This window comes from Ruegeria lacuscaerulensis (assembly GCF_013034685.1).
GTDB classification, from domain to species: Bacteria; Pseudomonadota; Alphaproteobacteria; order Rhodobacterales; family Rhodobacteraceae; genus Ruegeria; species Ruegeria lacuscaerulensis_B.
In genome coordinates this window covers 166,613-188,944 of the sequence record NZ_WQGO01000002.1, presented here as the reverse complement: position 1 = coordinate 188,944, position 22,332 = coordinate 166,613, and the positions used below count along the sequence as shown (strand labels likewise).

The window sequence follows — 22,332 nt, the reverse complement described above, 5'->3', positions numbered from 1 at the left end:
CTTGCGGTCTCCTGGCCCGGTCGTTCAGCGCCGGACGGGGGTGGAATTCTGTGAGAGAGAAGGAAGCCCCCCAGCCACCAAGGGCCGGGAGGCAGTGGAGTTAACCCTGAACTTCGGTGCCGACGACGACCTGTTCGCCTTTCAGGCCAATCGGCAGGCTTTGCAGATAGGCGTTGGGCGTGCGGGCGTCATAGGGAATGCCGTCGATGATATCCTCGGCGGGCGTGGGGGCCTTGTAGCCGTCGCTCTCCCACGGGAAGTCGGCCTCATTCGCCAGACCCTCATCCACCAGCATTTTCGCGGCTTCCAGATAGATGTCCGGACGATAGACCGACTTGGCGACCTCGTCATACCACGCATCGGTCTGCGGCTCGGCGATCTGGCCCCAGCGGCGCATCTGGGTCAGGTACCAGATGGCGTCCGAATAGAACGGGTAGGTCGCGTTATAGCGGAAGAAGACGTTGAAATCGGGCACTTCACGTTTGTCGCCCTTTTCATATTCGAACGTGCCCGTCATCGAGTTCGCGATCACGTCGTAGTCCGCACCCACATATTCCGGCTGGCTCAGCATCTCGACCGCGGCGGGGCGGTTGGCGTTGTCGTTTTCATCCAGCCACATCGCAGCGCGGATCAGGGCTTTAGTCACGGCGCGGGTGGTGTTGGGGTACTGCTCGGCGAACTCGGCATTGATGCCGAACACCTTTTCGGGGTTGTTCTTCCACAGCTCATAATCGGTGATGACCGGCACGCCGATGCCTTTGAACACGGCCTGCTGGTTCCAAGGCTCACCCACGCAATAGCCATAAATTGTGCCCGCTTCCAACGTGGCCGGCATCTGCGGCGGAGGCGTCACCGACAGGAACACATCCGCGCCGATCTGGCCGGTCACATTCTCGGGGCTGTAGTAACCGGGATGCAGACCACCCGCCGCCAGCCAGTAACGCAGTTCGTAATTGTGGGTCGAAACCGGGAAAACCATGCCCATGTTAAAGGGCTTGCCTTCGGATTTGTATTTCTCGACCACCGGGGCCAGCGCCTCGGCCGAAATCGGGTGCTGCGGGCGGCCGTCATCCATTTTCGGGATGTTGGGCTTCATCTCTTCCCAGACCTCGTTCGACACGGTGATGCCGTTGCCGTTCAGGTCCATCGAGAAGGGAGTGATGATATGCGCCTCGGTGCCGTACCCGATAGTTGCGGCCAGCGGCTGACCGGCCAGCATATGCGCACCGTCCAGTTGACCGTCGATCACACCGTCCAGCAGGACTTTCCAGTTAGCCTGTGCCTCAAGCGTCACGAACAGACCCTCGTCCAGAAAATATCCGTTCTCATAGGCGACGGCCAGCGGGGCCATGTCAGTCAGTTTGATAAAGCCAAAGGTCAGCTCGTCCTTCTCCAGCTCCAGCGTTTCGGCCAGCGCGGGGCTGATCAGGGCGGTGGTGGCGACAAGGCCTGCAAGCAATTTCTTCATGTGGGTCTGTCCCTTTCTTGGTCCCGGTCTACCGGGTGGGTGAAAAACAAAAGCCGCTGCACGCTCTGACCGGGAGGATTGGCCAGAGAGTGAGCGGCTTTGCTCAGTCGTTCCCAAACTTTGGGAGGAATTCTTGCGGCACACGCCTTTGCGTGCCGATGGGTTCAGAGTGGTAAATGCGCCGCTGCCGATCAAGTGATTTTGCTGCGATGCGGCGTTAAATTCTGCAATCGCGCGGTGCGGCACGCGCGTCTGCCTAATTCTTGGGCGTCAGATATCCTGAGGGTCAAAAATGCGCCCATCCAAGAACGCATCCCGCTTCAGCGACAGCTGCCCGTTATGGGACGCAACCGGTGTGGTTTCACGAATCGCGCCCTCAAGTTTTTCCGAGGCACCGGGCAGATCCGCCCCCAACCCTGCCAGTTGATTGCGGTAGATATCGCTGCGAAACACGCTGCCCGCTTGGGCCAGCGCCAGATGCGGGTCCAGACCGTATCGTTGCGCCAGACGGTGGGCGATCCACTTGGCCTGACTGCGCCATGGGAAGTTTGCGGCCCCGTCGTGGAACTCGATAAATCCCGGCACCTCGCGCTGTTCGGCGTGGCCTGTGATGGTAAAGCGCCCCGAAAGCGCCCGGTCGATCAGTTCCGAAGGCAGGTTCAGATAGGTGTCTCGGGCAAGGATTTCAGCGGCGGCGGTGTGGCTGCCCGGCTGGCCCAGCCAGCGCCCGGCGCGCCAGACCGCTCGCATCAGCTTGCCCAGCAGGTGCGGCTCGGTATCCGCCCAGTCGGTGCGCACGGCCAGCACCTTTTCCGGCGCAAAGGCCCAGATCGCCTGACCGGGCAGCAGTAACGCCCCCGCCTGCGATTCCACGGCGACCGAGCCCCAGGGCTCGCCCACACAGAACGCATCCACATCGCCCTCGGCCAAAGCCTGCGCCATCAGGGGTGGCGGGATGGTGCGCACCTCGACCCCGATTTTGGACAGTTCGGTAGCCTCAAGCCAGCAATGCAGCAGTTCCACATGCAGCGAGAACGGGAAGGGCACGCCGAAGACCAATGGCCCATCCGCGACCGAGGCCAGCGCGGCGGCGGCCTTGAAGGGGTCGCGAAAGTCGAACTCATAGCCCGAGTCGCGTAGGCGGGTTTCCAAAGCGCGGCTAACGCCGATCACGTCGCCATTCACCGACAGGACCGAGACGGCAGACAAGGGCTGTGTCACCCCACCCAGCCCCAAAGCCATTGCAACAGGGACCGGCGACAACAGCTGCGCGGCATCCACCCGCCCAAAGGCCAGCATGTCGCGCACGGATGACCATGAGGGCGCGGCGATCAGGTCCAGTTCGACCCCTTCGGCGCGGGCCAGACCCATCTCATGCGCCACGATCAGGGGGGCGGCGTCCACCAGCGGTACATAAGCAACGGGTAGGGTCACAGCGTTCATGACAACAGCCCCGAGGCCGTGACCAACGCCTCGGCCACGTCGGCGACGCGGCGGCCCTGATCCATCGCGGCCTTGCGCAGCAAGGCATAAGCCTCTTCTTCCTCGACCCCGCGCGCCTTCATCAGCAGCCCTTTGGCGCGGTCGATCACCTTGCGTTCCTCCAGCGCACGTTTGGTTTCGGCCAGTTCGCGGCGCATCTGGCGCACGATCTGGAACCGCGCGATGGCCGCATCCAGCACGGGCTTCAGCCGATCCGGCTGCATCCCGTCAACCACATAAGCCGACAAGCCCGCCTCAATCGCGGTCGAGGCCAGATCTCCGGCTGCGCCCGAGACGAACATGGCCACGGGCCGTTCTAGAGGCCCGGATGCAAGCGTCAGTTCCTCAAGCATATCGCGGGTCGGGTTGTCGATGTCGATCAGCACCACATCCGGAATCAAGGCGGCGATCTTGCGCGCAAGGCTGGAGACATTGCCGATCACGTGCACATCATAGGCCCCGGACGCGTTGAGTGCGTCGACGATGGCAATCGCACGCTCGCGGTCTTCCTCTACTACGACAATGGTTAGGGTGTCTGGCATGGCACCTTTTCACCGGGTGGCTGCGCGATCTCAAGAGTTCGGTGGCTTTTCCGTCGGGACGCGAGACTGAGTGCCTAAAAAACAGTCAACCCCGCCGGGTGAATGTTCATGGCTCGCAAATCTTTTCGCCTATCGGAAACCTACGACCGTTTGCGGAGCGAAAAGTGATGTCGTTTTTCGGCATTCAAACGTCTTTTCCGCTTGCTGCACTGCCGAGGGGTTTCTAGGTGTGGCGGCGGGACACCCCTCCCCAACGAGGGGCGTGTATCTGGAAGGGTAATACAGATGAGCACAAATACACCGGCAACGCGGCCGGCGAATCCGCGTTTTTCCTCTGGCCCCTGCGCCAAACCCCCCACATTCGAGCTGTACAAGCTGGCCGACGCTGCGTTGGGCCGGTCGCACCGTGCGGCGGTGGGCAAGGAAAAGCTGAAGGCGGCCATCGAAGGCACGCGTGAGGTGCTGGGCATTCCGGCGGATTACAAGATCGGCATCGTTCCCGCCTCGGACACCGGCGCGGTTGAGATGGCGCTGTGGTCGCTGTTGGGCGAACGCAAGGTCGAGATGCTGGCCTGGGAAAGCTTTGGTGCCGGTTGGGTCACGGACGTGGTCAAGCAATTGAAGATCGACGCCGAGGTGAAAACCGCCGAGTATGGGCAGATCGTTGATCTGGCCTCGGTCGATTTCGCCAATGATGTGGTGTTTACGTGGAACGGCACGACCTCGGGCGTGCGGGTTCCCAATGGCGACTGGATCGCGGATGACCGTCAGGGTCTGACGATCTGTGATGCGACTTCGGCTGCATTTGCGATGGACCTGCCGTGGGACAAGCTGGATGTGACCACGTTCAGCTGGCAAAAAGTGCTGGGTGGTGAAGCAGCGCACGGGATGCTGATCCTCAGCCCGCGCGCGGTTGAGCGGCTGGAAAGCTACACCCCCGCATGGCCGCTGCCCAAGATTTTCCGCCTGACCAAAGGCGGCAAGCTGATCGACGGTATCTTTACCGGGGCCACGATCAACACGCCTTCGATGCTGGCGGTCGAGGACTACCTGTTTGCGCTGGACTGGGCGCGCTCGGTCGGTGGGTTGCAGGGCCTGATTGCCCGCGCAGATGCCAATGCTGGAGCGGTTCATGCCTTTTGCGATCAAAACGACTGGATCGCCAATCTGGCCGAGGATGCGGCGACGCAATCGAATACGTCAGTCTGCCTGAAATTCACCGATCCGCGCATTCAGGATGGGACGACATTCGCCAAGGCCGTAGCCAAACGTCTGGAGGTCGAGAATATCGCACTGGACATAGGTGCCTATCGCGACGCGCCCGCGGGTCTGCGCATCTGGTGTGGCGGCACGGTCGAGACCTCGGACATTCAGGCCATGCTACCGTGGCTGGCCTGGGCTTTTGAGGCAGAGATCGCTGCGCAATCGGCAGCCGCCTGACAAGATTTTTCGACGAAAAATCTGGGCCCGCCTGTGGCCCGGACATCTCCCTATATTCAAGGACCAGAGAAATGGCCCCCAAAGTACTCGTATCTGACAAGCTCAGCGAAACCGCCGTGCAGATTTTCCGCGATCGCGGCATTGATGTGGATTTCATGCCCGATCTGGGCAAGGACAAAGACAAGCTGGCCGAGGTGATCGGCCAGTATGACGGCCTTGCCATCCGTTCCGCCACCAAGGTCACGCCGACCCTGTTGGAGAAAGCCGACAATCTGAAAGTCATCGGCCGGGCCGGGATCGGCACCGACAATGTCGACAAGGAAGCGGCCAGCAAGAAGGGCGTGATCGTGATGAACACGCCCTTTGGCAACATGATCACCACCGCCGAACACGCCATTGCGATGATGTTCGCCGTGGCGCGGCAAATCCCCGAGGCCAGCACCTCGACCCATGCGGGCAAGTGGGAAAAGTCCAAATTCATGGGGATTGAGCTGACCAACAAGACTCTCGGCGTCATTGGCGCAGGCAACATCGGCGGCATCGTCTGCGAACGCGCGCTGGGTCTGAAGATGAAGGTCGTCGCCTATGATCCCTATCTCAGCGAAGAGAAAGCCGCCAAGATGGGCGTTGAAAAGGTCGAGTTGGATGACCTGCTGGCCCGCGCGGATTTCATCACGCTGCATGTTCCGCTGACCGATCAGACCCGCAACATCCTGAGCCGTGAGAATCTGGCCAAGACCAAGAGAGGCGTGCGCATCGTCAACTGCGCCCGCGGCGGTTTGGTCGACGAAGACGCGCTGGCCGAGATGCTGCAATCGGGCCATGTGGCCGGTGCCGCCTTTGACGTGTTCAGCGAGGAACCGGCCAAGGAAAACGCTCTGTTCAACTTGCCCAACGTCGTCTGCACACCGCATCTGGGGGCAGCTACGACCGAGGCGCAGGAAAACGTGGCGCTGCAGGTGGCCGAGCAAATCTCGAACTACCTGCTGACCGGGGCGGTTGAAAACGCGCTGAACATGCCGTCCGTGACCGCCGAAGAGGCCAAAGTCATGGGGCCGTGGATCAAGCTGGCCGGGCATCTGGGCAGCTTCATTGGGCAGATGACGGATGAGCCGATCAAGGCGATCAACATCCTCTATGACGGTGTCGCCGCTGAGATGAACCTGGCCGCGTTGAATTGTTCTGTCGTTGCGGGGATCATGAAAAAGGTCAATCCCGATGTGAACATGGTGTCTGCACCGGTGATCGCGAAAGAGCGCGGAGTTAAAATCTCGACCACCAATCAGGACAAGACCGGCGTTTTCGATGGCTATGTGAAGGTCACTGTTGTCACCAGCAAGCGTGAGCGTTCGATCGCTGGGACTGTATTCAGCGATGGCAAGCCGCGGTTTATTCAGATCAAAGGCATCAATATTGATGCCGAGGTCGGGGCGCATATGCTCTATACCACCAACGAAGACGTGCCGGGCATCATCGGTACGCTGGGTCAGACCATGGGCGAGAACGACGTGAACATCGCGAACTTTACCCTTGGCCGGTCCGAAGCGGGCGGCGAAGCGATCGCGCTGCTGTATGTGGATGAACCTGTCCCGGCCGAGGCCCGCGCAAAGTTGGCCGAAACGGGGCTGTTTACCCAGATCAAACCTTTGGAATTTGACGTGGCCTAGTAGGCAGTGTTGAATTTCTGAGACTATCCCAACCCGCGCCACCTAAGGCGCGGGTATTTTCTTTGTCAGGGGCGGTTTTCGCGTCACAAGCAAAGTGATTTTCGACCCGAGGTTTTTCATGACGTCTGCCATTTACGCCATTGGCGATATTCACGGCCAGCTTGAGATGTTGCGAACCGCCCTGCGCCGGGTCGAACAGGATGGCGGCCCGGACGCACGGGTCGTGTTTCTGGGGGACTACGTGGATCGTGGGCCGAACAGTCGCGGCGTGCTTGACCTGTTGATCGAAGGTCGGCGCGCTGGGCGCAACTGGGTCATGGTGCGGGGTAATCACGACCGGATGATGGCGCGGTTCGTGCAGGATTGCGAGGTCGCAGACAGCCATCTGCCCGTTGCGCTCAGCTGGTTGCATCCGCGTTTGGGCGGGCGCGAGACGTTGGCCTCTTACGGTGTGGATGTCACCGACAATGACCGTATCATCTATGTTCATCAACGCGCGGTCGAGGCTGTTCCACCGCAGCATCTGGATTTCCTCAATGCTCTGCCGAACTATCACCAAGAGGGCGAAATGCTGTTCGTTCACGCGGGTATCCGACCGGGCCTTCCGCTGGAGCAGCAATCCGAGAATGACCTGATCTGGATTCGCAACGAGTTTCTGATCGAGGCCGCGCCGCATCCGTGGCTGATTGTCCACGGCCACACACCTGTCGATCAGGCCGAGCATTGCGGCAACCGTGTCAATCTGGATGCGGGCGCAGGTTATGGCCGTCCATTGGCCACGGCGGTGTTTGAGGGGCGTAAGTGCTGGCTTTTGACCCCGACTGGACGCGTGCCGCTTAGGTAAACAGGTCGGCGAAACGCGCGCGCAGGGCGTTTTTCTGCACCTTGCCCATCGTGTTACGCGGCAGCTCGTCCAGAACGATCAGTTTGCGGGGATGTTTGAAACGCGCCAGTTCGGCCTGCGCACGGGCCATGATCGCGTCCAGATCAGGGGTCGCGCCGGGTTCCGCCACCAGCAGGCCCACGGGGGTTTCGCCAAAATCTGGGTGCGGTACGCCGATCACGGCGCTTTCCAACACGCCGGGCTGGTCGTCCAGCAGCATCTCAAGTTCCTTGGGGTAGATGTTGAACCCGCCTGAGATGATCAGATCCTTTCCGCGTCCGACGATATGGACATAGCCATCCTCATCCACTCGCCCCAGATCGCCGGTGATGAAAAACCCATCCTCGCGCAGCTCGGCAGCGGTTTTCTCGGGCATTTGCCAATAGCCTTGGAAGACGTTCGGGCCGCGGACTTCGATCATGCCGATCTCGCCCTGCGGCAGGGTCTCGCCGCTGTCGGGGTCGGTCACTTTCATTTCGACGTCGGGCAGGGGGAAGCCAACCGTGCCCGCGCGACGCTCGCCGTCATAGGGGTTTGAGGTGTTCATGTTGGTCTCGGTCATGCCGTATCGTTCAAGGATGCGGTGGCCGGTGCGTGTTTCGAACCGCTCATGGGTTTCCGCCAGCAAGGGGGCCGAGCCCGAGATGAACAGTCGCATATGCTGAGCCAGATCACCGGTGAACCGATCATCCCCCAACAGGCGGGTGTAGAAGGTCGGCACCCCCATCATTGAGGTCGCCTGCGGCATCAGGCGCAGCACATCGTTCAGATCGAACTTCGGCAGAAAGATCATCGACCCTCCCGAGGCCAGCACCACATTGGTCGCCACAAACAGCCCATGTGTATGGAAAATGGGCAAGGCATGCAGCAGCACGTCTTCGGCTGTGAACCGCCACACCTGCACCAATGTTTCCGCATTCGATAGCAGGTTGGCTTGAGACAGCATCGCGCCTTTGGACCGCCCGGTGGTGCCGGAGGTATATAGGAAGGCGGCCAGATCGTCCTCGGTCCGGCGCGCGGGCTCGAACGCGGGCAACATCCCCAAGGCGCGCCGCATCAAACTGCCCGAGCCATCGGCATTCAGCGTCTCGAGCCGCGCTTCTTGCATCTTGGCCAGCGGTGCCAGGGCGGTTTGGTTCGCGTCGTCGCACACAACCAGCGATGCGCCGCTGTTTTCGATGAAATAGGTTAGCTCGTTGACGGTGTAGGCGGTGTTCAGGGGCAAAAAGACCAACCCGGCCTGCGCGCAGGCGGCATAGAGTGCCAAGGCCTCGGGCGATTTTTCGATCTGAACGGCAACCCGGTCGCCCGGTTCCAACTCGTAACCAACCAGCGTGTTTGCGAGCCGCGCCGCCATATCAAGGAATGCGGCATGTGTGATAACCTCGCCATCCGGCAGATGCAGAAACGGCGTGTCCTTACCTGCGTGAATGCCAAACAAGCGGTCGTATAGCGGGTTTGCCATTCTGTCTGCCTTTGTCAACGGAACTGTTGCCTGCGAATCTGGCGTGGATTGGCACAGTGGTAAAGCCCAATTTGACGCGCTCAGAACTGGGTGGTCATCCGGTATCCGGCGCCGAAATACATTTTGGCGTAGGTGACGGGTTGCCCCTCCAACCATGTGATGCGTTCACCGGTAAACACCGGCTCACCTTCAGGCAGGTCCAGAAAACGGGCGACGGTCGCGTCCGCCCGGCTGGCTAGAAAGCTGAGTTCCACATTGGTGAACGGCACAGTCTGGATCAGCCACTCATTTGGGCCGATTGCCGAAAAATCCGCCTGCGCCACTTGCGGCACGCTGTCCACTACAATCCATCGGTCTTCGTATTGAAACGGGGTATTGCCCGAAAAATGCATGCATCGCACATGCACGGTGCTTTGGTCGGGCCGCAAAGCAAGACGCGCGGTCAGCCAATCCGGGGCGACAGTCGTCTCGGCTGAGACCAGTGCATAGCGATAGGTGCCACCGGTCGCTTCGACCTCGTCCCGGACCATGGGTATGCTGAACCGGGCCTGCCGCTGAGGCGCGCTGAGCACACGGGTGCCAGCCTTGCGGCGGCGTTCCAGATAGCCTTCATCCGCCAGTTCCCGCAAGGCGCGGTTGACGGTTGTGCGGGTACAGGAGAATTCAGCTGCCAAATCCTGTTCGTTGGGCAACAACGAGTCTGGCTGCCATTCGCCCGAGCGGATGCGCGCCAAAACAGTTTTCTTGATGTCTTTGTAGCTGGTGGTCTCGGTTGATTGCGGCATGTACCCTCGGCTTTCGGATGCGTTCTAGACCGCGGACAAAAGATCGGCAATTCCTACCCTGTAGGCAGAAATGATCTCGTCGCGGTTCACGTGGCGGCCTTGCCGCACCATATGCCGCCCGGCAGACCACAGATCGGTCACGACCCCGTCATGGGTGGCAAAGCACAACCCGTCCAACAACTGATCGTCGGTCAATGCGCAAAGGGTCGGGTGGGTGCGGTCGATGGCGACCATATCAGCCAGCTTGCCCACCGCAATCTGCCCTGCATCCCGCGATAGGGCCTGCGCGCCGCCTTCAGCTGCCCCGGTATAAAGTGCGTGGCCCACCGATCCGGCCTGCTGAACCAGAACCGTGCGTTCCCGGTCGCGAAGACGTTGGGAATATTCCAGCATCCGCAATTCCTCGGACAGGGAAATCCGGACGTTCGAATCCGACCCGACCCCAAGCCGTCCGCCCGCCTGCATATAAACCGCGCCGTTGAAGATCCCATCACCCAGATTGGCCTCGGTGATCGGGCAGAGCCCGGCAACAGCGCCCGAGCGCGCCATGGCCTGCGTTTCCGCATCGGTCATATGGGTCGCATGGATCAGGCACCAGCGGTCATTCACATCGGCATTGTCCAACAGCCAAGACACGGGCGTCGCGCCCAATGCGGTCTGAACATCCCGCACCTCCTGCGTTTGTTCGGCAATGTGGATATGTACCGGGCCTTGCGGTGCCGCTTGCAACAGGCTCTGCAAGTCGGACGCAGAGGTCGCACGCAGGGAATGGGGCGCAATGCCCACAAGACTGTCGGGATGCGGCGCCCCTTTGCGGCAATCTTCGACCAGGCGCAGATAGGCGTCCACGCTATGACCGAACCGCAACTGCCCGCCCGCAAGCGGCTCTTGCTGAACGCCGCCATAGGTGTAAAGCACCGGGAGATGGGTTAGGCCTATTCCGGTCTGTTGCGCAGCGGCAAATATACGTTGGCTCAGTTCCGAGCGGGTCTCGTAGGGCTGCCCGCCGGGTTGGTGGTGAACATAGTGAAATTCACCGACCGAGGCGTAGCCTGCCTCTTGCATCTCTATGAAAACCAAAGCTGCGATGGCTTCGATCTGGTCGGGCGTCAACCGGTCCAGAAAGCGGTACATCAGGGTGCGCCATGTCCAGAAGCTTTCCCGCCCGTCGGCGCGGGTTTCGGTCATTCCGGCCATGGCGCGTTGAAAGCTGTGGCTGTGCAGGTTGGCCAAAGCGGGCATCAGAACGTCCACCTGATCGTCCTGCGGCTGAGGCCGCGCGCCGGTTTCGATCCGACTGATCCGGCCTTCTTTCACCTCGACCCTAAGGTCCGAGACCCAGTCAGAGCCGATCAGGGCGGTTTTGGCGTGCACAGTCATCGGGATTCCATTTTGTGTAGACTTTAGTGTTTTATAAGTATACGTAAAAAATAACGAGAAAGGGAGCCCAAAAGAATCCTCATGGTAAAAAAATCGGTTCTTCTAAGTGCGCATATGGCAACCATGGTTGAGGGCACGGGGCCGTACGGCCTGTGTCAGAACGCGGCAATCGCTGTCGACGGGGGGCGGTTCGTCTGGGTGGGCGCTCGGGCAGATATGCCCTCGGATTATGCGGATTGGCCGATTCAGGATTTTGGCGACCGGCTGATCACGCCAGCCCTGATTGACGCGCACACGCATGTGGTGTTCGGTGGCAACCGCGCCGCCGAGTTCGAGATGCGCCTGAACGGGGCCAGCTATGAGGAGATCGCCCGCGCCGGAGGAGGGATTCTGTCCACTGTGACCTCTACGCGTTCAGCCAGCGAAGAGGCGCTGCTGGCAGATGCCCTGACGCGCGTGGATGCACTGCTGGCCGAGGGGGTCAGTTGTATCGAGGTCAAGTCCGGCTATGGCTTGGATGTCGCGACCGAGCTTAAGATGCTACGCGTTGCACGGCGGATCGGGCAGGCCCGGCCGGTGCGGGTCAATACCAGCTTTCTGGGCGCACACGCCGCGCCGCCGGATTACCGCGCGGATCCCGACGCCTACTTGACCGAGATTTGCATTCCCGCCCTGCGCAAGGCCCATGCCGAAGGTCTGGTCGATGCGGTGGATGGGTTCTGTGAGGGCATAGCTTTCAACCCGACCCAGATCGCCAGGGTGTTCGATGTGGCGCGGGAGCTTGGTTTACCCGTCAAACTGCACGCCGAGCAACTCTCCAATCTGGGCGGCGCCAAATTGGCCGCAGCCTATGGGGCGCTGTCGGCGGATCATGTGGAGTATCTGGATGGCGAGGGCGTCTCGGCCATGGCGGATGCGGGTACGGTTGCGGTTCTTCTGCCCGGTGCGTTCTATACTTTGCGGGAGACCCAGAAGCCTCCGGTCCAACTGCTGCGTGACCGAGATGTTCCGATTGCGCTGGCGACGGATTGCAATCCGGGCTCGTCACCTTTGGCCTCGCTATTGCTGACCATGAACATGGCCTGCACCCTGTTCCGCTTGACGCCAGAAGAGGCGTTGGCCGGTGTAACCCGAAACGCTGCGCGCGCTTTGGGGCTGGCGGATACGGGACAAATTGCGCCGCACCTGCGGGCTGATCTTGCGGTCTGGGATGTTTCTCATCCGGCGGAACTGGCTTATCGCATTGGCTTCAACCCCTTGCACGCGCGCCTGTTCGGAGGATCGGAATGACCGAGCTGACCCTGACCCCCGGCGCAGTCACTCTGACCGATTTGGCGCACGTGTATTGGCAAGATGCCACCGTGACGCTGGACCCCGCATGCAAGCCTGCGGTCGAGGCCGCAGCCCACCGCGTGCAGGCCGCCGCGCGGGGCGCAGACCCTGTTTATGGCGTCAATACTGGCTTCGGCAAACTGGCCAGCCACAAAATCGCGGCGCAGGATACATCTACCCTGCAACGCAACCTGATCCTCAGCCATTGCTGCGGGGTTGGCCCCGCAATCTCGCGCCGCGTGACCCGGTTGATGATGACGCTCAAGCTGTTGTCCTTTGGCCGTGGGGCCTCGGGCGTGCGGTGGGACTTGATCGAGCTGCTCCAGCAAATGCTGGCACGTGGTGTGACACCTGTCATCCCGGCGCAGGGATCGGTCGGGGCATCGGGCGATCTTGCCCCTTTGGCCCATATGACCGCCGTGCTGATCGGTGCAGGTGAGGCCGAAGTGGACGGGACGGTCCTGCCGGGGCTTGATGCGCTCAAAAAAGTCGGGTTAGAGCCGATTCAACTCGGTCCGAAAGAGGGGCTGGCATTTATTAATGGGACCCAGTTCTCGACAGCATTTGCGCTGACAGGGCTGTTTCAGGCCTGGCGTGCAGCGCAAAACGCTTTGGTGGTGTCTGCCCTGTCGACCGACGCGATCATGGGTTCGACCGCGCCGTTGCGCCCCGAAATCCACACTTTGCGTGGCCATCGCGGCCAGACTGAGGCGGCCAGCGCCATGCGTGCGGTTCTGGACGGGTCGGAAATTCGCGAAAGTCACCGTGATGGCGATACGCGGGTTCAGGACCCTTATTGCATCCGTTGCCAGCCGCAAGTCACGGGCGCGGCCATGGATGTGATGCGCCAAGCGGCGGCCACGCTTGAAGTCGAAGCCAACGCCGCCACCGACAACCCGCTGGTTCTGGAGGACGCGATTGTCTCGGGCGGGAATTTTCACGCCGAGCCCGTGGGCTTTGCCGCCGACATGATCGCATTAGCCCTGTCCGAGATCGGAGCCATCGCGCAACGACGCATCGCCCTGATGGTGGACCCGGCGCTGAGTTTTGATCTGCCGCCCTTCCTGACACCCGAACCGGGTCTGAACTCGGGCCTGATGATCGCCGAAGTGACAACTGCGGCACTGATGAGCGAAAACAAGCATCTGGCCAACCCCTGCGTCACCGACAGCACGCCGACCTCGGCCAATCAGGAGGATCACGTCTCGATGGCGGCCCACGGCGCGCGACGGCTGACGCGGATGGTCGAGAACCTGAACTATATCCTGGGGGTCGAGATGCTGTGTGCAGCCCAAGGCGTGGAATTCCGCGCCCCGCTGGTAACAAGCGCCCCGTTGCAGCAGGCCGTAGCCCGGCTGCGATCCGATATTCCAGCCTTGTCCGAGGATCGTTATCTGGCGCCAGAGCTTGAACAGGCGAAGGTGCTAATTGCCGATGGGTGCGTGTTGGACGTGGTCAAACTGCCCATGCCGGAGTTGTTCTGATGCAGGTGGTTTCGGTTCGTTCCGGTGACAGCCCGATTGTGCTGGGTCAGCCTCATGGTGGAACCCATGTGCCCGATGACATCGCAGCGCGGTTAAACGACATTGGCCGGGGGATTGCGGACACAGATTGGCACATAAACAGACTCTACGACGGGGCATTTACCGATGCGACGGTGGTGCAGTCCCATATCCATCGCTATGTCATCGACGCAAATCGCGACCCGGGGGGTGTTTCGCTCTATCCCGGTCAGAACACGACGACGCTGGTTCCGCTGACCGATTTTGACGGCCAACCGATCTGGGCCGATGGGCAAGAGCCCTCAGCGGATGAAATCGAATCCCGGCGTCACGCCTATCATGCGCCTTATCACGCCGCGCTGCTGCAAGAACTACACCGCGTGCGCGAGCGTCATGGGGTGGCGATCCTGTTCGATTGCCACTCTATCCGGTCCCGAATTCCGTTTCTGTTCGAAGGGGAATTACCCGTTTTCAACACCGGCACGAATGACGGTCAAAGTTGCGCACGCGTCATCGAACAGGCCGTGCAAGGGGTGGCTGAGGGTGCCGAAAGGATGCCCGCGGTGCTGAACGGACGCTTTCGTGGTGGTTGGACAACCCGCCACTATGGGCGACCAGATCAGAATATCCACGCGATCCAGATGGAGTTGGCGCAGCGCTCTTACATGGACGAAGCGCCGCCGTGGACGTGGCGCGCGGACCGGGCTGCGGCCTTACGGCCTTATCTCACCGACATGCTCACCCGCCTCAATGACCTCGCCCGATCGGGGGCACTGACCAATCAAGGAGCCCAGACATGAGCGATCCACGCAAAAACACCCGTGATATCTATCCGCCCACTGGCCCTGAGTTGAACGCCAAAAGCTGGATGACAGAGGCGCCTCTACGGATGCTGATGAACAACCTGCACCCGGACGTGGCCGAGAACCCGCATGAGTTGGTGGTTTATGGCGGGATCGGGCGCGCCGCACGGACTTGGCAGGATTTCGATACTATTGTGGCGGGTTTGAAGGATCTGGAAGAGGATGAGACGCTGATTGTCCAGTCTGGCAAGCCCGTGGCCATCATCCGCACCCACAAGGATGCACCGCGCGTTCTGATCGCCAATTCCAACATCGTGCCGCATTGGGCCAACTGGGATCACTTCAACGAACTCGATAAGAAGGGCCTTATGATGTACGGCCAGATGACGGCCGGCTCGTGGATCTATATCGGCACGCAGGGCATCGTTCAGGGAACCTATGAGACCTTTGCCGAGGCCGGGCGTCAGCACTATGGCGGCGACCTGACCGGCAAGTGGATTCTGACCGGCGGCTTGGGTGGTATGGGCGGCGCGCAGCCATTGGCGGCCGTCTTTGCCGGGGCTTGTTGTCTGGCGGTGGAATGCAACCCCGACAGCATCGACTTCCGCCTGCGCACCAAATACCTGGATGAAAAGGCCGAGACGCTGGACGACGCGCTTGAGATGATCGACCGCTGGACCAAAGCCGGTGAGGCGAAATCCGTCGGTCTGCTGGGCAATGCCGCCGAGGTTTTCCCCGAGATCTACCGTCGCATGGACGAGGGGGGCATGCGCCCCGATATCGTCACCGATCAGACCAGCGCCCATGACCCGATCAATGGATACCTGCCTATCGGCTGGTCCATGGCACAGTGGCGGGAAAAGCGCGAAACAGAGCCTAAGTCGGTGGAAAAAGCCGCACGTGCGTCTATGAAACAGCATGTGGCGGCCATGGTTGATTTCTGGAATGCAGGCGTGCCGACACTGGATTACGGCAACAACATCCGGCAGGTGGCGCAGGATGAAGGGCTGGAAAACGCCTTTGCCTTCCCCGGTTTTGTGCCCGCTTATATCCGTCCGCTGTTCTGCAAAGGGATCGGCCCGTTCCGCTGGTGCGCCCTATCCGGCGACCCCGAAGATATCTACAAAACCGACGCCAAGATGAAGGAACTGTTCCCAGAAAACGAGCACCTGCACCGCTGGCTCGATATGGCGCAGGACCGCATCGCATTTCAGGGTCTGCCCGCGCGCATCTGCTGGATCGGGCTTGGGGATCGGCATCGCGCAGGGCTCGCCTTCAATGAGATGGTGGCTAATGGTGAACTAAAGGCCCCCGTGGTGATCGGGCGGGATCACTTGGACAGCGGTTCTGTTGCCAGCCCGAACCGCGAGACCGAGGCGATGTTGGATGGCTCGGATGCCGTCAGCGACTGGCCTTTGCTGAATGCGTTGATCAATACGGCCAGCGGGGCGACATGGGTGTCGCTGCACCATGGCGGCGGCGTTGGCATGGGCTTCAGTCAGCACGCGGGTGTGGTGATCTGCGCTGACGGGACCGAGGACGCCGCGCGGCGGCTCGAGCGGGTGTTGTGGAACGATCCGGCCTCGGGCGTGTGGCGTCATGCGGATGCGGGGTATGAGGCAGCGAAGGATTGCGCCCGTGCGCATGGGCTGCGGTTGCCGGGTATTCTGGGCTAGGGCGCATCTGTCCTCTGGTGAAAATGCTGCACCTGCGATATCCCGCAGATGAGCTTGCCGGAGATTGAAGATGTACGTTGCCACCCTTTTGACTAACCCTGACAAAAATGCGCTGGAACAGAGTCTGGTCGACTCCCTGCGTAACGCCTGGGGCGGCGGCGATGTGCAGTGGTTGAACCCGGATGAGGCGGCAGAGTTTTCGCTGTCAGGCCTGCCGGACAATCAGTGGGACGTGTGGGCTGATTTGCAGAAAATGGGTGTCGATCTGGTGGTCCAACCCGCCAACGATCGCCGCAAGAAGATGCTGCTGGCCGATATGGACAGCACCATGATCCAGCAGGAATGCATCGACGAACTGGCCGATGAGGCCGGTGTTGGTGAGCGGGTCAAAGACATCACCGCGCGGGCCATGAACGGCGAGCTGGATTTCGAGGGGGCGCTGACCGAACGTGTTGGACTGCTGAAAGGGTTGGATGAGGCCGTGATCGACAAGGTGCTGGCCGAACGTATCACCCTGATGCCGGGTGGTAGGGAACTGGTCGGCACAATGCGGGCGCATGGTGGTTATGCCGCGCTGGTTTCGGGCGGGTTCACGGCGTTTACGGCCAAGGTCGGGGCCGAACTGGGCTTTGATGAGAACCGCGCCAACACGCTGCTTGCCGAGGGCGGCAAGCTGACCGGTGATGTCGGGCGTCCCATCCTGGGTCGTCAGGCCAAGGTGGATGCTTTGGAACAGATCACTGCGCGGTTGGGTCTTTCCGAATCGGATGTGATCGCCGTGGGCGATGGCGCGAATGATCTGGGTATGCTGGGACGGGCCGGAACCGGGGTGGCGCTGCACGCGAAACCTTCGGTCGCGGAACAGTGTGAGGTGCGGGTAAACCACGGAGATCTTTCGGCTTTGTTGTTCCTGCAAGGCTATGCACGATCTGAGTTTGCGGCCCGTTAGCACGGCGCGGCTTTCTTTTATTTAACAAAAATGTTAAACAATGGTCATGAACACTCTTCTGACCACATTTTCCGCGTTGTCTGACGCCACACGGTTTTCCATCGTCGAGCAGCTTATGCAGGATGGGGAACTACCCGCCGGAGACCTGATCGAAGGGCGCGGCATGTCCGGCGCCGCTATCTCGCGCCATTTGAAACTGCTGCGCGAGGCGGGGCTGATAAATCAGCGCGTAAAGGGCAGCCAGCGGATGTATTCGATCCGCCCCGAGGGGCTGCGCGCGATTGCGGAATGGACCATCTCGAAACGTCAATTCTGGGAAAGCAGCCTGGACCGTCTGGGTGATGCAATCGAAAAGGAGACCTCATGGCCGATTTGAAACTGGAGCGCGCTTACCCGCTTGCACCGGACGATCTGTATGCGTGGATCAGCACCCCCAACAAGCTTCTGCAGTGGTGGGGACCCGAAGGGATGCATGTGCCCGAGCACAACCTGGATTTCTCTCGCACGGGTCCGTGGTATTCGGTGATGCAAAATGGCGAAGGGCAGCGGTTTAAGGTTTCGGGTCATGTGACGCATGTCGATCCGCCCAAATCGGTTGGGTTCACATGGGGCTGGCATGACGATCAGGACCAGCGCGGAGCCGAAAGCCATGTGATGTTGGTGGTCGAGGCAGCAGAAGAGGGTGCAAAGTTGATCATCGACCACCGCGAGTTGGGCGATGACGAAATCGCAGCGAACCACACCAAAGGCTGGACGTCGACGCTGAACAAGCTGGCCGCACAGCTGGCCTAGTTTTTCATCACGAAGGCATAAGGGAGGAAATAAATGCCACAGTTTCTATTTGTCTATCACGGTGGTCATACCCCGACCGACCCCGCTGAAATCGAAGCGACCATGGCCGCCTGGGGCGCTTGGTTCGGCGGAATGGGCGAGGCACTGGACATCCCCGGAAACCCGGTTGGCCAGTCTTACACCGTCAGCAGCAGCGGTGTTGTTGACAATGGCGGCGCCAATCCGGCCTCGGGCTTTACAGTTGTCAAAGCCGAAAGCATGGATGCTGCGACCGAGATAGCCAAGGGTTGCCCGATGGTTATCAACGGGTCCGGCTCGGTCGAAGTGGCCGAGATTCACGAGATTGAGATGTAGCCTTTAGCTGGGGAACCCCGGCGCGGGTTTGATCACGCCGCATTCCAGCCCTCGACGGCTGTATTGCGTGGCGTTCAGAAATTCGCGGGTGGCCGGGTGGTCGGCCTCCAGCACGCCCAAGCTGACCAGAATCGCGGCAATGGCGCATTCGCTGGCGCGGGTGGTGCCGTCGGTGATCTTCAATGCCACGCCCATGCGTTTTTCGGGTAGGATTGCGATGAACACAGCCTCGGCACCGGTTTTGATGGCAACGCGACCACCCATGGCGCGCATCAGTTCGGTGCAGGCGCGAGTTTCACCGGCGACCAGCTCGGGGTGTTTCATCATTGCGGCCGTCAGCTGTTGCGCCGCGTCGCTGGCCCGGTCCGACCGATCCGCGGCGCTGGCAAACCACGCCATCGAACGCGCCAACCCGACCAGCGAGGTCGCAAAGTTCGGGGCCGAGCAGCCGTCGATGCCGTAGGCGGGGCTGGTCTCGCCCGTTGTTTCCTCAAGCGCGGACAGGCAGGCCTGTTGTACGGGGTGGTCGATTTCCAGATATTCCGGTCCGGCGCCCATATGCTGAGCAACGGTCAGAAACCCGCAATGCTTGCCCGAACAGTTATTGTGAATCTGACATGGCGTGTCATCGGCTAATATTAACCCGTCGCGCGCAGCCATGTCCTGTGGCTCTTGCGGGCCGCAGCGAAGATCGGGTTCCGCCAGACCCAGGTGGTCCAACCAGGCTGAGACGCGATCGGTATGAATATGCGCTCCACTGTGCGAGGCACAGGCCAGTGCAAGATGTTCCGAGGTCAGCCCGTACTTCGCCGCTGCACCCGAAGTGATCAGCGGCAATCCCTGAATCATCTTGGCCGAGGATCGCGGATAGATCACAGCGTTCGGATTCCCCCAACTTTTAACGATCTGTCCGGTATCGTCGCAGATCACCGCATGCCCAAGATGTAGGCTTTCCAACAGGGGTCCGCGCCACAGTTCTGTCATTGGTACGGCTTGTGTCATTAGAACATTCCTTAACATGCGCAAAATTCTGCCAATCGCTCTTTCGCCTGTGGCGAAACCTGCGTTACAGTGTGTATGTCGGCAATCATCGGAAGACGCAACGTACAGACGGATCAGGCAGGGTCCGCACGCATTTCCGGTGGGTATGAGGTAATGGGTCGAGCTAGGAGGCTGGACGATGGGATCAAAGCTTGTCCGCGTGATCGCGGGCCTGTGCATAGCAGGATTGGCAACAACGGCAACTGCACAACAGGCGACGAGCACGAACAGGGTGGCAGCCAAAACGGACTGGAGCGTCTTCGTCGAGGATGACCCGACTGAATGCTGGAGCGTTTCCGCCCCCAAGGAAACCGTGAACACCCGCGGTGGGCGGGTCGTGTCGGTACGGCGCAGCGACATTCTGCTGTTCGTGTTCTACCGCCCCAACGCCGAGGTCAAAGGGCAGGTGACGTTCACGGGCGGCTATCCATTTGCACCGGGATCGACTGTCAATCTTGATATCGACGGCACCAAGTTCGAGCTGATCACCGAAGGTGAATGGGCGTGGCCCGCAACCGAAGGTGAAGACCTGAAGGTGGTCGCAGCCATGAAGCGCGGGACCGAGGCCGTCCTGACGGCGCGCTCGGAGCGTGGGACACAGACCAAGGACACGTTCTCGCTGCTGGGGTTCACCGCCGCGATTGAAGACGCCGAGACGCGCTGCACCAACTAGACTGGGAATTCCCCTGATCGCTGCCCTGCCAGTCTGGCGGGGTTTTTGCGTTGCGGCAGGGCATTGTGCAGCGTTCTGGAGGCGGCATTCGTATTCGAAATTTGATTCCAGTCAAAGAATTGAATGCAAATATCTGCATGTATAAGGCTCTGAACTAGGGAAGGAGCCCGACATGCAAACGAAATCACTCACCGCTCTCTTGATGATGGTCGCCCTTATCCTGAGTGCTTGCGAGAAAGAGGCCGATACATATCCGATCACGGGCGAGCAATGCGGGCCGGATGATCCGGTTCAAACGCTGGACGCGACGGATTGCAATATCGTGCCACCGGGCATTTGACGCATGCGGGTCCCATCGTGGCACGGCCATGTCGTCGTGTCTGGGGCTTCGACGCTTTGGGGTAAAACCGGGCCTGTGCTAGTATTGGGCAACCAACAGGGAGCTGCCCGATGCGCTTTGCATTTTTGATTTTGTTTCTGTCTTCCGCTGCCAGTGCTGATCCAACTCTAGAATGTCTGGATGCTGGTTCTCAGATAGAGATTGGCGCATGCGTGGGCGCGATGGAGGACCGCGTCAATCAGGCGATAGATGCAAGTTACGACATTGCCATGCAATCGGCCAAAGAACTGGATGATGTTACCGGACGTGTTGTGGCAGTGCCCGCGTTGGACAGCGCGCAGACCGCGTGGCTGGCTTACCGCGATGCCCAATGCGAGGCTGTTGGCGCGTCGTTTGGTGGTGGGTCAGGTACCGGCATTGGCATTACCGCCTGTCGGGTAGAGTTGGGCCGGGCACGTGTGGACGAATTGCTGCGCTACGCGAATTAAACGCGACGATTTCTTTTGATCTTTGCGCTAGGTCCTATATAGAGGCGCATCCCAAGCCAGAATCTGCCGAGATAGCCCCATGTCGCCCAAAGCGCCGATCACTCAAGACGTCATGACCATCCCCCGCAAGCTGCCCGAGGGGAAGGTTAACCTTGTCGGTCTGACTCGCGACCAATTGCGCACGACGCTGGTCGCACATGGCACGCCCGAGAAACAGGCCAAGATGCGCACCGGGCAGATCTGGCAGTGGATCTATCAATGGGGTGTTCGCGATTTTGCGCAGATGACGAACCTCGCCAAAGCCTATCGGGCCCAACTGGCCGAGAGCTTTGTGATCGAAATTCCCGAGGTCGTAACACGGCAGGTGTCCGAGGATGGCACCCGCAAATACCTGTGCCGCATTGCAGGCGGGCACGAGGTTGAGGTGGTCTATATCCCCGAGGACGATCGCGGCACGCTGTGTATTTCCTCGCAAGTGGGCTGCACGCTGACCTGTTCTTTCTGCCATACAGGCACACAGAAACTGGTGCGCAACCTGACCGCGGCCGAGATCGTGGGTCAGGTGATGATGGCCCGCGATGATCTGGACGAATGGCCCACCCCCGGCGCGCCCAAGGATGAAACGCGCCTGCTGTCGAACATCGTTTTGATGGGCATGGGCGAGCCGCTTTACAATTTCGACAACGTGCGCGACGCGATGAAGATCGCAATGGACCCCGAGGGAATTTCCCTGTCCCGCCGTCGGATTACGCTTTCGACCAGCGGTGTGGTGCCCGAGATTGCCCGCACGGCGGAAGAAATCGGCTGCCTGCTGGCGATCTCGTTCCACGCCACTACGGATGAGACCCGCGACGTGCTGGTGCCGATCAACAAGCGCTGGAATATCGAAGAGCTGCTACACGCACTGGCCAGCTATCCCAAGGCGTCTAATTCGGAGCGGATCACGTTCGAATACGTGATGCTGGATGGCGTCAATGACAGCGACGCCGACGCGCATAGGTTGATTGACCATATCAAGCGCCACAACATCCCGGCCAAGATCAACCTGATCCCGTTCAACGAATGGCCAGGCGCGCCTTATAAGCGCAGCTCGAACAACCGGATCCGGGCGTTTGCGAATATCATCTATCAGGCGGGTTATGCCTCCCCCATCCGCAAAACGCGGGGCGAGGACATCATGGCAGCCTGTGGTCAGTTGAAATCCGCAACCGAGCGTGCGCGCAAATCGCGCAAGCAAATTGCAGCCGAAGCGGGCCTCGACGGATAGTAA

At 60.5% G+C, this 22,332-nt stretch carries 22 protein-coding genes; 15 read left to right on the top strand and 7 right to left on the bottom strand.

Annotated elements, in window-relative coordinates; translation table 11 throughout:
* Positions 1-100: 100 nt before the first annotated feature.
* The 3 genes from GOV80_RS05260 to GOV80_RS05250 all read right to left on the bottom strand — a co-directional run bounded on the left by GOV80_RS05260 (position 101) and on the right by GOV80_RS05250 (position 3,492).
* Complete coding sequence (locus GOV80_RS05260) at positions 101-1,468, bottom strand: CmpA/NrtA family ABC transporter substrate-binding protein (RefSeq protein WP_170783134.1); 1,368 nt, start codon at positions 1,466-1,468, stop codon at positions 101-103.
* Between the two features lie 270 nt (positions 1,469-1,738).
* Positions 1,739-2,911: an ABC transporter substrate-binding protein gene (locus GOV80_RS05255; protein WP_170774958.1), complete on the bottom strand. Its 1,173-nt coding sequence runs from the start codon at positions 2,909-2,911 to the stop codon at positions 1,739-1,741.
* Positions 2,908-3,492 carry an ANTAR domain-containing response regulator gene (locus GOV80_RS05250; RefSeq protein ID WP_170754698.1) on the bottom strand — a complete coding sequence of 195 codons (585 nt, stop codon included), beginning with the start codon at positions 3,490-3,492 and terminating at the stop codon, positions 2,908-2,910. Before GOV80_RS05250 ends, GOV80_RS05255 begins: the two co-directional genes overlap by 4 nt.
* Positions 3,493-3,777: 285 nt before the next feature.
* Here GOV80_RS05250 and GOV80_RS05245 point away from each other — a divergent pair, with 285 nt between their 5' ends.
* From GOV80_RS05245 to GOV80_RS05235, 3 genes are all read left to right on the top strand, one after another.
* Positions 3,778-4,932 (top strand): phosphoserine transaminase, encoded by a 1,155-nt coding sequence (locus GOV80_RS05245; protein WP_170783133.1) that lies wholly within the window; start codon positions 3,778-3,780, stop codon positions 4,930-4,932.
* A gap of 71 nt (positions 4,933-5,003) precedes the next feature.
* Positions 5,004-6,599: a phosphoglycerate dehydrogenase gene (gene serA / locus GOV80_RS05240; protein WP_170774951.1), complete on the top strand. Its 1,596-nt coding sequence runs from the start codon at positions 5,004-5,006 to the stop codon at positions 6,597-6,599.
* A 118-nt stretch (positions 6,600-6,717) separates the two neighbouring features.
* Positions 6,718-7,443, top strand: coding sequence for a metallophosphoesterase family protein (locus GOV80_RS05235; RefSeq protein ID WP_170783132.1), 726 nt, complete (start codon positions 6,718-6,720; stop codon positions 7,441-7,443).
* Here the strand turns inward: GOV80_RS05235 and GOV80_RS05230 are convergent.
* The 3 genes from GOV80_RS05230 to GOV80_RS05220 all read right to left on the bottom strand — a co-directional run bounded on the left by GOV80_RS05230 (position 7,436) and on the right by GOV80_RS05220 (position 11,112).
* On the bottom strand, positions 7,436-8,947 hold the full coding sequence (locus tag GOV80_RS05230; protein WP_170783131.1) for a malonate--CoA ligase: 1,512 nt from the start codon (positions 8,945-8,947) through the stop codon (positions 7,436-7,438). The genes GOV80_RS05235 and GOV80_RS05230 overlap by 8 nt on opposite strands.
* Positions 8,948-9,027: 80 nt before the next feature.
* Positions 9,028-9,732 carry a GntR family transcriptional regulator gene (locus tag GOV80_RS05225; RefSeq protein ID WP_170783130.1) on the bottom strand — a complete coding sequence of 235 codons (705 nt, stop codon included), beginning with the start codon at positions 9,730-9,732 and terminating at the stop codon, positions 9,028-9,030.
* Positions 9,733-9,756: 24 nt separating this feature from the next.
* Positions 9,757-11,112 (bottom strand): formimidoylglutamate deiminase, encoded by a 1,356-nt coding sequence (locus GOV80_RS05220; protein ID WP_170783129.1) that lies wholly within the window; start codon positions 11,110-11,112, stop codon positions 9,757-9,759.
* Between the two features lie 81 nt (positions 11,113-11,193).
* Between GOV80_RS05220 and hutI the strand changes: the two genes are divergently transcribed.
* From hutI to GOV80_RS05180, 8 genes are all read left to right on the top strand, one after another.
* Positions 11,194-12,402 carry an imidazolonepropionase gene (gene hutI, locus GOV80_RS05215; protein WP_170783128.1) on the top strand — a complete coding sequence of 403 codons (1,209 nt, stop codon included), beginning with the start codon at positions 11,194-11,196 and terminating at the stop codon, positions 12,400-12,402.
* The gene (hutH, locus tag GOV80_RS05210) at positions 12,399-13,928 is read left to right on the top strand and encodes a histidine ammonia-lyase (RefSeq protein WP_170783127.1); all 1,530 of its coding nucleotides are present in this window, start codon (positions 12,399-12,401) and stop codon (positions 13,926-13,928) included. Before hutI ends, hutH begins: the two co-directional genes overlap by 4 nt.
* On the top strand, positions 13,928-14,746 hold the full coding sequence (gene hutG / locus GOV80_RS05205) for an N-formylglutamate deformylase (RefSeq protein ID WP_170783126.1): 819 nt from the start codon (positions 13,928-13,930) through the stop codon (positions 14,744-14,746). The genes hutH and hutG overlap by 1 nt, the downstream gene beginning before the upstream one ends.
* A complete protein-coding gene (gene hutU / locus GOV80_RS05200) occupies positions 14,743-16,425 on the top strand; it encodes a urocanate hydratase (protein WP_170783125.1) in 1,683 nt (560 codons plus the stop codon). The genes hutG and hutU overlap by 4 nt, the downstream gene beginning before the upstream one ends.
* Positions 16,426-16,495: 70 nt before the next feature.
* A complete protein-coding gene (gene serB, locus GOV80_RS05195; protein ID WP_170783124.1) occupies positions 16,496-17,374 on the top strand; it encodes a phosphoserine phosphatase SerB in 879 nt (292 codons plus the stop codon).
* Positions 17,375-17,420: 46 nt separating this feature from the next.
* Complete coding sequence (locus tag GOV80_RS05190) at positions 17,421-17,750, top strand: ArsR/SmtB family transcription factor (RefSeq protein WP_170783123.1); 330 nt, start codon at positions 17,421-17,423, stop codon at positions 17,748-17,750.
* Positions 17,738-18,166, top strand: coding sequence for an SRPBCC family protein (locus GOV80_RS05185; protein ID WP_170783122.1), 429 nt, complete (start codon positions 17,738-17,740; stop codon positions 18,164-18,166). The genes GOV80_RS05190 and GOV80_RS05185 overlap by 13 nt, the downstream gene beginning before the upstream one ends.
* A gap of 33 nt (positions 18,167-18,199) precedes the next feature.
* Entirely contained in the window at positions 18,200-18,520 is a 321-nt protein-coding gene (locus GOV80_RS05180; RefSeq protein ID WP_170774927.1) for a YciI family protein, read from the top strand.
* Positions 18,521-18,523: 3 nt separating this feature from the next.
* Here GOV80_RS05180 and GOV80_RS05175 read toward each other — a convergent pair whose 3' ends face one another.
* Positions 18,524-19,522: an asparaginase gene (locus GOV80_RS05175; RefSeq protein WP_170783121.1), complete on the bottom strand. Its 999-nt coding sequence runs from the start codon at positions 19,520-19,522 to the stop codon at positions 18,524-18,526.
* A 178-nt stretch (positions 19,523-19,700) separates the two neighbouring features.
* Between GOV80_RS05175 and GOV80_RS05170 the strand changes: the two genes are divergently transcribed.
* The 4 genes from GOV80_RS05170 (at position 19,701) to rlmN (ending at position 22,329) form a co-directional block, all read left to right on the top strand.
* Entirely contained in the window at positions 19,701-20,234 is a 534-nt protein-coding gene (locus tag GOV80_RS05170; protein WP_170774923.1) for an invasion associated locus B family protein, read from the top strand.
* 172 nt (positions 20,235-20,406) lie between these two features.
* Positions 20,407-20,574, top strand: a complete 168-nt coding sequence (locus GOV80_RS05165) for a hypothetical protein (RefSeq protein WP_170783120.1) — start codon at positions 20,407-20,409, stop codon at positions 20,572-20,574.
* 110 nt (positions 20,575-20,684) lie between these two features.
* On the top strand, positions 20,685-21,062 hold the full coding sequence (locus tag GOV80_RS05160; RefSeq protein WP_170783119.1) for a lysozyme inhibitor LprI family protein: 378 nt from the start codon (positions 20,685-20,687) through the stop codon (positions 21,060-21,062).
* Between the two features lie 79 nt (positions 21,063-21,141).
* Positions 21,142-22,329, top strand: coding sequence for a dual-specificity RNA methyltransferase RlmN (gene rlmN, locus GOV80_RS05155; protein ID WP_170783118.1), 1,188 nt, complete (start codon positions 21,142-21,144; stop codon positions 22,327-22,329).
* The last annotated feature ends 3 nt before the right edge of the window (positions 22,330-22,332 follow it).